Source organism: Pseudoroseomonas cervicalis ATCC 49957 (assembly GCF_000164635.1).
Lineage (GTDB): Bacteria > Pseudomonadota > Alphaproteobacteria > Acetobacterales > Acetobacteraceae > Pseudoroseomonas > Pseudoroseomonas cervicalis.
This window is the reverse complement of record NZ_GG770779.1, coordinates 85,680-95,989: the sequence shown is the minus strand read 5'-3', so window position 1 is coordinate 95,989 and position 10,310 is coordinate 85,680. Positions and strand designations below refer to the sequence as shown.

Sequence of the window (10,310 nt, the reverse complement as noted above, 5' to 3'; positions counted from 1 at the left end):
CACCGGCCGGGCGTAGATCGGCCAGCGGCGCGGCCAGGAAATCGCCATCCCACAGCCGCAGCCCATCCGGCCAGAGCGGCGCGATGCCGCCGATGCTGCGGGGCGCGCCGCGCTCGGCATAGGCCACGGCCAGCAGCCTTCCGCCCTCGAAGATCGCCACATTGCCCTGGCCGATCTGGCAGCTGCCGCTGGTGCCGCCCTGGAATTCGCCCGCGAAGCTGACCGCCTGGTAGCGGCCGAGCTTTTCCTCCCCGGTCACGCCCCAGCCGGCGGCGGCGACCTGGCGGGCGGCCTCGCTGCGCGGGTTGCGCATCAGCCGGGTCTCGCAGCCCTGGCGCTGCCGCGCGCTGGCGGGCGCCGGCGGCAGGCTGGCCAGCGGGGTGATGGCCAGGCCGGGCACAAGCGACTCGAAGGCCGGATCGGCGGCGCGCGCCTGCGTCACGGGGGCCGCCAGCAGCAGCCCGGCCAGGAGGGCCGGCAGGGAACGGGGCATGGCGTGTCCTTTTCTCTGCATGGCCGGCCAGGATAGGCGCGGGCCCTGGGGCGTCCATTCACACCCCCTTGTCGCCCGGTTCCCTCGGCCCCTGCGGCGCTCTAGAACCGGCGGCCCGCCCTCCCCGACCAGGCCCCGCCCATGCCCGAGCTGCCCGAAGTCGAAACCGTGATGCGCGGCCTGTCGCGCCTGCTGCTCGGCCGCACCCTGACCCTGGCGGCGACCAACCGGGAGGGCATGCGCTGGCCCTTCCCCCCCGGCCTCGCCGCCAGGCTGACCGGGGCGCGGGTGGAGAGCTTCCGCCGCCGCGGCAAGTACATGCTGATGCGCCTCTCGGGCGGCGATTCCGTGCTGATCCATCTCGGCATGTCGGGCCGCATGGTGGCGCGCCCCGTGGGCAGCAACCTGCCCCCGCCGCCGCATGAGCATCTGGTGATGCAGACCGATGACGGGCAGCGCGTGGGCTTCGCCGACCCCCGCCGCTTCGGCAGCGTCGACCTGGTGCCGACGGCGGCCGAGGACGGGCACAAGCTGCTGGCCGGCATGGGGCCCGAGCCGCTGGAGGAAGGCTTCACCCCGGGCATCCTCGCCTCCGCCCTGACCGGCAAAAAAACGCCGATCAAGGCGGCGCTGCTGGACCAGCGCGTGGTCGCCGGCCTCGGCAACATCTATGTGGCGGAGGCGCTGTTCCGCGCCGGCCTCTCGCCGCGCCGCCTGGCCCACACCATCCCCGGCGCCCGCGCCGAGAAGCTGGTGCCCGCCATCAAGGCGGTGCTGGAGGAGGCGATCGAGGCCGGCGGATCCTCCCTGCGCGACTACGTCCAGGCGGATGGCGAGCTCGGCCATTTCCAGGACCGCTTCCATGTCTATGACCGGGAAGGCGCGCCCTGCCCGCTCTGCCCCGGCCCGCCCACTTGCCGCGGCGTGTCGCGCATCGTCCAATCCGGGCGCAGCACCTTCTATTGCGCGCGCACCCAGCGCTGACCGACCACAAGGGGAACGTCATGTCAGACTACGAGATGATCCTGACCGAGACGCAGGGCGCCGCCGGGGTGATCCGGCTGAACCGCCCCGCCGCGCTGAACGCGCTCTGCGACCAGCTGATGCGCGAGCTGGCCACCGCGCTCCGCGGCTTCGACGCCGACCCCGCCATCGCCGCCATCATCCTCACCGGCAGCGAGAAGGCCTTCGCCGCCGGCGCCGACATCCGCGAGATGCAGCCGCGCCGTTTCCCCGGCACCTATCTGCACGATTTCATCGGCGAGAACTGGGAAGCCGTGCTGACGGTGAAGAAGCCCGTCATCGCCGCCGTCTCCGGCTTCGCCCTCGGCGGCGGCTGCGAGCTGGCGATGATGTGCGACATCATCCTGGCCGCCGACACGGCGAAATTCGGCCAGCCCGAGATCAATCTCGGCATCATCCCCGGCGCCGGCGGCAGCCAGCGCCTGACCCACGCCATCGGCAAGGCCAAGGCGATGGAAATGGTGCTGACCGGCCGCATGATGCCGGCCGAGGAAGCCGAACGCGCCGGCCTGGTCGCCCGCGTGGTCCCGGCCGATCAGCTGATGGCCGAGGCCCTGAAGATCGCCGAGAAGATCGGCGGGCTCTCCGCCCCCTCCGTCGCCATGGCGAAGGAAGCGGTCAACGCCGCCTTCGAACTGCCGCTGCGCGAAGGGCTGCGCCTGGAACGCCGCCTCTTCCTCAGCCTGTTCGGCACCGAAGGACAGCAGGAAGGCATGAGCGCCTTCGTCGAGAAGCGGAAGCCGAATTTCCGGTGATCCTGGGGAGGCTCCGCCTCCCCAGACCCCTCCGCCGGGGGGACAGGGTCCCCCCGGACCCCGCCATCAGAGAAGAGTGCCGCTCAGCACGGCCATCGCCACGCTGAAATAGATCACCAGGCCGGTGACATCGACCAGCGTCGCCACGAAGGGCGCGCTGGCGCTCGCCGGGTCGAAGCCCAGCCGCTTCAGGCCGAAAGGCAGCATCGATCCGGCCACCGAGCCGAACAGCACGATGCCCACCAGCCCCAGCCCGACCGTCAGCGCCACCAGCAGGTAATGCGGGCCGTAATCGTAGAAGCCGGCCCATTGCCAGACCAGCAGCCGCCCGGCCCCCAGCACACCCAGGATCACACCGAGCGAAAGCCCGGTCGGCACCTCGCGCAGCGCCACGCGCCACCAGTCGCGCAGCCGCACCTCGCCCAGCGCCAGCGCGCGGATCAGCAGCGAGGTCGCCTGGCTGCCCGAATTGCCGCCCGAGCTCATGATCAGCGGGATGAACAGGGTCAGCACGATGGCCTTCTCCAGCTCATCCTCGAAATGCTGCATGGCGCTGGCCGTCAGCATCTCACCCACCAGCAGGATGCAGAGCCAGCCCGCCCGCTTGCGCAGCATCTCCAGGAAACCGATGCGCAGGTAAGGCTTGCCCAGCTCCTCGACACCGCCGAAACGCTGCGCATCGGCGGTGTCCTTCTGCACCACCGCATCCAGCACATCATCCACCGTGACGATGCCCAGCACCCGCCGCGCCGCATCCACCACCGGCACCGCCAGCAGGTCATGCCGCGCGAAGAGCCGCGCCACATCGTCGCGCGGCGTGTCGGCGGAAATCGCGACGGGCTCGCGCGCCGGCGCCAGCTCGATCGCCTTCTGCCCCGGCGCGCCGGTGATCAGCCGGCGCAGCGACACGGTGCGCAGCAGCACCCCGCTCACCGGGTCCAGCAGATAGAGCGCGTAGATCGTCTCCCGCGTGCGCTCGACGGCGCGGATATGGTCCAGCGCCTCGGCCACCGTGGCATCCGCCGGCAGGCTGACGAATTCGGTGGTCATCAGGCTGCCGGCGCTGCCCTCGGGATAGCCCAGCAGCTGGCGCAGCGTGGCGGCCGGCTCCGGCTCCAGCGGCGCCAGCAGGCGCGAGCGGTCGGCCGGGCGCAGCTCGCGCAGCACATCGGCGGCGCGGTCGGCCGACATCTCGGCCAGCAGCCGGCTGCCGCGCGCGGGCTCCAGGCTCAGCAGCAGGGCGGCGGCCGATTGCAGCTCGGGCCGGTCGAACAGCTCGACCTGGCGCTCGAGCGGCAGGGTGGCCAGCAGCGGCGCCGCCTCGGCCACCGGCAATTCGTTCAGGTATTCGATGAGGTCCGCAGCATGGCCGAGGGCCAGCCGCGCCGGAAACGGGGTCTGGAGCATGGCTCACCTGTTGCGTCCGCCTCCGGCGGCCGCGCGGCGAGCCCTCGCGCTCAGTCCACGCGGACCAGGACCAGGGCGGACAATCGAGAGTGACTGTCGCTGGACATGATCTCTTGGGTTCCTGGGAAGTGGCGCCGGGGCGCCACGGGCGGCGGGATGGACCCGCGGCCCGGGCAAGTCAAGCGCGAAGTGGCGCGGGCGGCAGAGGCCCCCCGCGCCCCCCTCTCACTCGGCGGCGACCGGCCGCTGCGGGCCGTAGACATGCGGCATCAGCCCGATATCGTGCGGCTGCAGCGCCGGCAGATGCACGATGCGCGCCTCGTGCCGGCCATCCTCGTGCAGCACATGCGCGACATAGCCGAGGCGCTTGTCACCCATGCGCTCCTGCCAGGTGTCGCCGACGAAGAAGGCGACGGCCGGGGCCCAGATCTGCCGGATCTCCTCCACCACGCCCCGGTCCTGCGCCTGGTGCACATGGCCGGAGGCGACGAAGGCCACGTCATGCCGCCGCAGCAGCGAGAGCAGCCGCCGCCGCGCCCCCGGCAGCACCGACCAGTAGGTCATGCCGCTCTCGGCGAAGGTGACCTCGCAGAGCGGCTTGTGCTGGAAGATCGCCACGCGGCGGTTGCCGGCGCCGGCCAGCGCTTCCTCCAGGAAGGCGAATTGCGCCTCGGCCTGCGGCAGGTCGGTGCCGGTGATCAGCGTGTTCAGCCCGATCAGCCGCCAGCCCGGCACGTCGCGCAGGAAATGGCCGGCCTCGAACGCCATCTCCCAGCGCGCCACGCGGCCGGCATCGGCGGGCGTGTCGCCGCCGCAGGCCGGGTCGTTGCCGACATCATGGTTGCCCGGCACCGCCACCCAGTCGAGGCCGAGCCCGTCCATGGCGCGGCGGGCATAGGCCAGATCCTCCTGCCCCTGCGGCCCCGGCTGCTCGCCATGCGCCGAGACATCGCCGGTGTGCACGACGAGATCCGGCGCCTGCTCCAGCAGATGCGCCGCCAGCGCCTCGAAATTGGCGGTGAAGCCCGGATGCAGGCCGGAGAGATGCGTGTCGCTGATCTGCGCGATGTGGAACGCCATGGCTCAGCTCCGGCGCGGCAGCAGGCGGCGCACCTCGGCGGCCATGTCGGCCTGCACCTGCTCCGGCGTCGCGCGCTGCTCGACGATGCGGGCCAGGTTGTCGACCATGGTCTGCGTCACCCGCACGCTGTTGCTGCCGGGGAAGGCGTACCAGGGCACCGAGATCGGGATCTGCTTCACCGCCGGCAGGAAGAGCGGGTTCTCGCGGTAGAACTCGGAGAGGTATTCCGGCCGGTCGATGGCGAGCTGGTTGCAGGGCAGGTAGCCGGTGGCCTTGACCATCATCGCCTGGCCTTCCGGGCTGGTGGAGTAGCGCAGGAACTTCCAGGCGGCCTCGCGCTTCGCCGGGTCCTTGGCGGTCAGCATGCCGGCGGCGCCACCGGTCGGCAGGCGCCCCTTCTCCCGGTCGATCACCGGCATGGTGGTGGTGCGCAACGGGAAGGAAGTGCCGACGCTGGCCAGCGCGCCGCGCACCTGCGCCGTGGTCTGGAAGATCATGCCGAGCTTGCCGGCGGCGAAGGCCTGCCGCGCCGCGGGGGCGGTCAGGTTGGGCATGCCGCCCTCCTTCACCATGCGGTCCAGCAGCCGCAGCGCGCCCAGCCCCTCGGGCCCGGCGAAGCCGACATCGCGCTCATCCGCCGAGAGCATGCGCCCGCCATGGCCGAAGAGCAGGGCGGAGAACATCCAGTCATCGCCGGTCCAGGTGAACCACAGCCCCTCATTGCCGTCGCCCAGCCGCTTGATGCGCGCGGCGAGGTCGAGCACGCCGTTCCAGTCGGTGGGGAAGTTGTCCGGGTCGCCGCCGGCGCGCTTCACCAGATCGGCGTTGAAGAAGCAGACCGGGTTGGAGGCGGCGAAGGCGAGCCCCGCCTGCATGCCGCCGAAATGGCCCAGCGCCAGGAAGTTCGGCGTGTAGCCCTGGGCGGCGGCATCCCCCTCCTGCGCCAGCAGCGGGGTCAGGTCCTGGGCGATGCCGCGCTCGGCGAAGACGCGCAGCCGGTTGAAGCCCTGGTAGGACAGGTCCGGCAGCTGGTTGGTGGTGGCCTGGCGCAGGATCAGCTGCGCGCCTTCCTCGTAATTCGGCGTGGTGACGATGTTCACCTTGATGCCGGGCTCCGCCTTGGCGAAGCCGGCCAGGAGGGCGTCATACGCCTCCTTGTAGATGTAGGGCTGGGCGTAGTGGACGGTGATCTCGGTGTTGCCCTGGGCGCGCGAGAGGCGCGGCGCGGCGAGGCCGGCGAGCGTGCCGGCGGAGAGCAGCAGCGCCTGGCGGCGCCCGATCGTCATGGTCATGGCGGAAATCTCCGTTCAGCCCTTGAGGCCGGTGGTGGCGATGCCTTCCACGAAGCGCTTCTGCGCCAGCAGGAAGGCCAGGATGAGGGGGGCGGTCATGATCACGGCGGCGGCCATCAGCGCGCCGAAATCGTCGTCGCCCTCGCTGGTGCGGAAGAACAGGACACCGAGGGCGGGGGTCGCGTGCTGCGGCCCGTTCACCACGATCAGCGGCCAGAACAGATCGTTCCAATGCGCGACCACCGAGAAGATCGCGAAGGCGGTGGCCGCCGGCCAGGCATTGGGCAGGATGACGCGCCAGACGATCGCCATCTCGCCCATGCCATCCAGGCGCGCGGCATGGATCAGCTCGTCCGGCAGCGCCTTGAAGAACTGGCGGAACAGGAAGATGGCGAAGACCGAGATGGTGGAGGGCGCGATCAGCGCCGTGTAGGTGTCGAGCAGCCCGGTCGCGGCGAAACCGGCATAGAGCGGCAGGGCCGGCACATGCGGCGGCACCAGCAGCCCCAGCATGACGGCGCCGAAGACCAGCTCCCGCCCGCGGAAATTCAGCTTGGCGAGCGCGTATCCGGCGGGAATCGCGAAGAGCAACTGAAAGAACAGAATGCCGCCGCAGACGACGACGCCGTTCCAGAGGTAGCGCAGCACCGGCAGGCGCTCGAACACCGCGCCGTAATTCTCGGCGGCCGCCAGCCGGCCGGGCAGCAGGGTGAGGGTGGCGGCGAAGATCTCGTCCGCCGGCTTCAGGCTGGCCGAGACCATCCAGATGTAAGGCAGCAGCAGCAGCAGGCCGAGCAGGCCCAGCACCAGCAGGCGCGGCAGGTCGCGCCAGAGGGGGAGGTCGCGCTCAGGCATAATGCACCCGCTTGTCGAGGAAGCGCGTCTGCAGCCACATCAGCGCCAGCACGATGGCCAGGAAGACCAGGGTGATGGCGGCCGAGTAGCCGAGGCGGAAGAAGGTGAAGCCCTCCTGGTACATGGTGTGCAGCAGCACCTCGGAGGCCTTGTTGGGCCCGCCCTGGGTCAGCACCTTCACCGTGTCGAACACCCGCACGGCGCGGATCATGGTGATGGTCAGGACGAAGAGCGTGGTCGGCCCCAGCAGCGGCCAGGTGACCAGCCAGAAGCGCGACCAGGCGGAGCGCGCGCCATCCACCTCGGAGGCGGCATAGAGCTCGCGCGGGATGGCGGTCAGCCCGGCCAGGAACAGCACCAGGTTGAAGCCGAGATTCTCCCAGATGCCGATGCCGGAGAGCGTCCACATCACCATCGAGGAATCGGAGAGCCAGGCCGGCCCCTGCAGGCCGAGCTGCCGCAGCGCCGCGTTCAGCGGCCCGATGGTCGGGTGCAGCAGGTATTGCCAGGCCGCCGCCATGGCGACGGTGAGCGAGACCACCGGCAGGAAGAACACAGCCCGGAAAAAGGTCCGCCCGCGCGACCCGCCCTCGATCAGCAGCGCGATGGCCAGGGCGCCGAGGATCGAGCCCGGCGTCACCACCGCCACATAGAAGAGCGTGTTGGCGAAGGATTGCCGGAAGCCGCGATCGGCCCAGAGCTCGGCGAAATTGTCGAGGCCGATCCAGGCGAGGCCACCGGCGCCCAGCTCGTAATCGGTGAAGGCCAGGGCGATGGCGGCGAGCGTGGGCAGCAGCAGCAGCAGCCAATAGGCCAGCACCGCCGGCAGGGTGAGCATCCAGCCGGTCAGCGCCTCGCTCCAGGCGGCCCGGCGGGCGGTGCCGGCGGCGGCGGCGGGGAGGGCGAGGTCAGACAAGGGCCGCCTCCCGCTGCGGCAGCCGCGCCGGAACCCGCTTGCCGTCGGCGCCGAACAGCAGGGCGCGGGCCGGGTCGAAGCCCAGGCAGAAGGCCTCGCCCGGGCGCAGGGCCGGGCGGCGCTCGGGCGGCAGGCGCAGCACCAGGGGGGTGCCGCAGGGGGCGTGGCGGGCATGCAGCAGCACGCCCTCGCCCAGGAATTCCAGGCCCTCGGCCACCGCCGGCAGGCCGTCCGCCACCGGGGAGAGCGCCTCGGGCCGCAGCGCCAGGGTCAGGGTGCCCGGCCGCTCGGCCAGCAGCCCGGTGCGGCGGCCGGCCACCCGCACCACGAGGTCAGGCCCGGCCTCGGCCGCCAAAGTGTTGATGCGGGGCGAGCCGATGAAGCGCGCGACGCGGAGGTCCACCGGGTCGGCATAGATCGCCTCCGGGCTCGCCACCTGCAGGATCTCGCCGCCCTGCATCACCGCCACCCGGTCGGCCATGGTCAGGGCCTCGGACTGGTCATGCGTCACATAGAGGGTGGCGGCGCCGGCGCGGCGGTGGATGTCCACGATCTCGCGCCGCGTGTGGACGCGAAGCGCGGCGTCGAGGTTGGAGAGCGGCTCGTCCATCAGGAAGGCGGCGGGGCGGCGGACGATGGCGCGGGCCAGCGCCACGCGCTGCCGCTGGCCGCCGGAGAGCTGGCCCGGCCGGCGCTGCAACAGCGCGCCGAGGCCGAGTGCATTGGCCGCTTCCGCCACGTCGCGGGCGATGGCGTCGCGCGCGGCGCGGCTGCCGGGCAGCAGCCCACCCAGCAGCGGCAGGCGCTGCGGCAGGGACAGGCGGCGCAGCGCCAGCGGGACGGTGATGTTCTCGGCCACCGTCAGATGCGGGTAGAGGGCGTAGGACTGGAACACCATGGCAACATCGCGCGCCGCCGGGCGCAGCCCCGTCACCGCCCGGCCCTGGATTCGCACCTCGCCCGAATCGGGCCGCTCGATCCCGGCGATGATGCGCATCAGGGTGGATTTGCCGCAGCCGGAGGGGCCGACGAGGGCCACGAACTCGCCCTTCGCCACCTCCAGGGAGACGCCCTTCAGCACCTCCTGCGCGCCAAAGCGGCGCGCCACTTTCTCGATCCCGATCCCCTGCACCGCAGCACACCCCTTCGTGTCCGGGGCGCCCTCTAAGCGGGGCGGATGACAGGGCGGTGCCGCTTCGATGAAGCTCTGATGGCATTCCGGCGGCGAGAGGACCGGCCTCCCGCCCCGCTTCCCGCTGGGTGCATGCGGGGCATGCCTGGGGCGGCCGGCGCGGGCGGATTCGGCCTGGAACGGCGGCGGCGAACGCGCCGCGGCGGCCGGGCCGGAGTGTCACACCCCCTTCACGCATTGACTCTGCGGGGCGCGGGCGGGTAGAAGCGGCGCCTTCCCGCAGCGTGGCCAACGGGCAACCCTTGGCCGCGTGCGTCCCTGAGACACAGACGACTGGTTCGAAACACGCCATGGCGAACACGGCTTCCGCGCGCAAGCGCATCCGGCAGACGGCGGTCCGCAACGAGCGCAACCGCGCCCGCCGCTCCCGCGTCGGCACCTTCCTGACCAAGGTCGAGAAGGCCATCAGCAGCGGCGACAAGTCCGCTGCCCAGGCCGCGTTCAAGGACGCGCAGCCGGAATTCCAGCGCGCCGTCACCAAGGGCGTGCTGCACCTGAACACCGTGGCGCGCAAGCTCTCCCGCCTGTCCGCCCGGATCAAGGCTCTGGGCGCTCCCGCGCAGGGTTGATCGCCCCGCGACTTTCGGCGGGGTGACCGGCGGATCTCGTGTTCTCGCTAAGAACCCGTTGCGCCAAAGGCGCGGCGGGGGATAGCCTTCCAGAACACTCCGCCGAACACGAGTACCCAATTACATCACGGCGTTACCGGTCGTCTTCGGTCGTCGGGTTCAGTTCTTTGAATCCGGCCCTGCAAGCGGATCGGTGATTTGCGTCCGCTGTCCGGCGCGCTGTATGTCTGTGTCAGGCCGGTGGCCGCCGCGCGAGGCGCGCGGCCACCGTGTGGGCAGGCGCGTCCGTTGACCGGTTCTTGTCGCCCCGCGAGGGGTCGCTTCAGCTATGGCCAAGGGCCAGAAGGGTGGCAGGTGCTTCGCATGGAGAATGAGCTCGGCACTCCCTCCGCCGCCGCGACCGGTCAGGTCGCGGAAGCCTGGGCCCGCATCCGCGGCCGCCTGCGCGAGGAGGTGGGCGAGGTCGAGTATCGCAGCTGGCTGCGCCAGATGACCCTCTCCGCCATCGAGGGCGAGGAGGCGGTCATCCTGCTGCCCACGCGCTTCCTGCGCGACTGGGTGCGCAGCCACTATGGCGATCGCCTGCGCAACCTGTGGATGGCGGAGAATCTCGGCGTGCGCCGGGTGGAGATCCGCGTCGCGCCGGAAGGCCGCGCGCCGGAGGCCGAGCCGGCCCTGGCCGAGGGCCTGGCCGCCCCCTCCCCCGCCGGGCTGTCCGGTGCCGCGC

At 71.6% G+C, this 10,310-nt stretch carries 11 protein-coding genes; 4 read left to right on the top strand and 7 right to left on the bottom strand.

Annotation, left to right across the window (positions count from 1 at the left end):
* A partial coding sequence (locus HMPREF0731_RS25375; RefSeq protein WP_007004339.1) for a hypothetical protein occupies positions 1 to 493 on the bottom strand: 493 nt, incomplete at its 3' end.
* Between the two features lie 141 nt (positions 494 to 634).
* Between HMPREF0731_RS25375 and mutM the strand changes: the two genes are divergently transcribed.
* Together mutM and HMPREF0731_RS11695 are read left to right on the top strand one after the other, a co-directional pair.
* Positions 635 to 1,477 carry a bifunctional DNA-formamidopyrimidine glycosylase/DNA-(apurinic or apyrimidinic site) lyase gene (gene mutM / locus HMPREF0731_RS11700; protein WP_007004338.1) on the top strand — a complete coding sequence of 281 codons (843 nt, stop codon included), beginning with the start codon at positions 635 to 637 and terminating at the stop codon, positions 1,475 to 1,477.
* A 20-nt stretch (positions 1,478 to 1,497) separates the two neighbouring features.
* Positions 1,498 to 2,271 carry an enoyl-CoA hydratase gene (locus HMPREF0731_RS11695; protein ID WP_007004337.1) on the top strand — a complete coding sequence of 258 codons (774 nt, stop codon included), beginning with the start codon at positions 1,498 to 1,500 and terminating at the stop codon, positions 2,269 to 2,271.
* Between the two features lie 66 nt (positions 2,272 to 2,337).
* Here HMPREF0731_RS11695 and mgtE read toward each other — a convergent pair whose 3' ends face one another.
* The 6 genes from mgtE to HMPREF0731_RS11665 all read right to left on the bottom strand — a co-directional run bounded on the left by mgtE (position 2,338) and on the right by HMPREF0731_RS11665 (position 8,930).
* Positions 2,338 to 3,678, bottom strand: a complete 1,341-nt coding sequence (gene mgtE, locus HMPREF0731_RS11690) for a magnesium transporter (protein WP_007004336.1) — start codon at positions 3,676 to 3,678, stop codon at positions 2,338 to 2,340.
* 225 nt (positions 3,679 to 3,903) lie between these two features.
* Positions 3,904 to 4,758, bottom strand: a complete 855-nt coding sequence (locus tag HMPREF0731_RS11685) for a metallophosphoesterase family protein (protein ID WP_040613051.1) — start codon at positions 4,756 to 4,758, stop codon at positions 3,904 to 3,906.
* Positions 4,759 to 4,761: 3 nt separating this feature from the next.
* Positions 4,762 to 6,051, bottom strand: coding sequence for an ABC transporter substrate-binding protein (locus HMPREF0731_RS11680; protein WP_007004335.1), 1,290 nt, complete (start codon positions 6,049 to 6,051; stop codon positions 4,762 to 4,764).
* A 15-nt stretch (positions 6,052 to 6,066) separates the two neighbouring features.
* A complete protein-coding gene (locus HMPREF0731_RS11675; protein WP_007004334.1) occupies positions 6,067 to 6,906 on the bottom strand; it encodes a carbohydrate ABC transporter permease in 840 nt (279 codons plus the stop codon).
* The gene (locus HMPREF0731_RS11670; RefSeq protein ID WP_007004333.1) at positions 6,899 to 7,822 is read right to left on the bottom strand and encodes a carbohydrate ABC transporter permease; all 924 of its coding nucleotides are present in this window, start codon (positions 7,820 to 7,822) and stop codon (positions 6,899 to 6,901) included. The genes HMPREF0731_RS11675 and HMPREF0731_RS11670 overlap by 8 nt, the downstream gene beginning before the upstream one ends.
* The gene (locus HMPREF0731_RS11665; RefSeq protein WP_245538321.1) at positions 7,815 to 8,930 is read right to left on the bottom strand and encodes an ABC transporter ATP-binding protein; all 1,116 of its coding nucleotides are present in this window, start codon (positions 8,928 to 8,930) and stop codon (positions 7,815 to 7,817) included. Before HMPREF0731_RS11665 ends, HMPREF0731_RS11670 begins: the two co-directional genes overlap by 8 nt.
* A gap of 374 nt (positions 8,931 to 9,304) precedes the next feature.
* Between HMPREF0731_RS11665 and rpsT the strand changes: the two genes are divergently transcribed.
* Together rpsT and HMPREF0731_RS11655 are read left to right on the top strand one after the other, a co-directional pair.
* On the top strand, positions 9,305 to 9,583 hold the full coding sequence (rpsT, locus tag HMPREF0731_RS11660) for a 30S ribosomal protein S20 (RefSeq protein ID WP_007004331.1): 279 nt from the start codon (positions 9,305 to 9,307) through the stop codon (positions 9,581 to 9,583).
* 363 nt (positions 9,584 to 9,946) lie between these two features.
* Positions 9,947 to 10,310, top strand: a 364-nt coding sequence (locus HMPREF0731_RS11655) for a DnaA N-terminal domain-containing protein (RefSeq protein WP_007004330.1), incomplete at its 3' end; no start/stop codon positions are given.

What these genes read in the sequence shown, in the direction of transcription:
- mutM (WP_007004338.1), top strand. Translation starts at nt 635, where the DNA reads ATGCCCGAGCTGCCCGAAGTCGAAACCGTGATGCGCGGCCTGTCGCGC.
- HMPREF0731_RS11680 (WP_007004335.1), bottom strand. Translation starts at nt 6,051, where the DNA reads ATGACCATGACGATCGGGCGCCGCCAGGCGCTGCTGCTCTCCGCCGGC.
- HMPREF0731_RS11675 (WP_007004334.1), bottom strand. Translation starts at nt 6,906, where the DNA reads ATGCCTGAGCGCGACCTCCCCCTCTGGCGCGACCTGCCGCGCCTGCTG.
- mgtE (WP_007004336.1), bottom strand. Translation starts at nt 3,678, where the DNA reads ATGCTCCAGACCCCGTTTCCGGCGCGGCTGGCCCTCGGCCATGCTGCG.
- rpsT (WP_007004331.1), top strand. Translation starts at nt 9,305, where the DNA reads ATGGCGAACACGGCTTCCGCGCGCAAGCGCATCCGGCAGACGGCGGTC.
- HMPREF0731_RS11695 (WP_007004337.1), top strand. Translation starts at nt 1,498, where the DNA reads ATGTCAGACTACGAGATGATCCTGACCGAGACGCAGGGCGCCGCCGGG.
- HMPREF0731_RS11685 (WP_040613051.1), bottom strand. Translation starts at nt 4,758, where the DNA reads ATGGCGTTCCACATCGCGCAGATCAGCGACACGCATCTCTCCGGCCTG.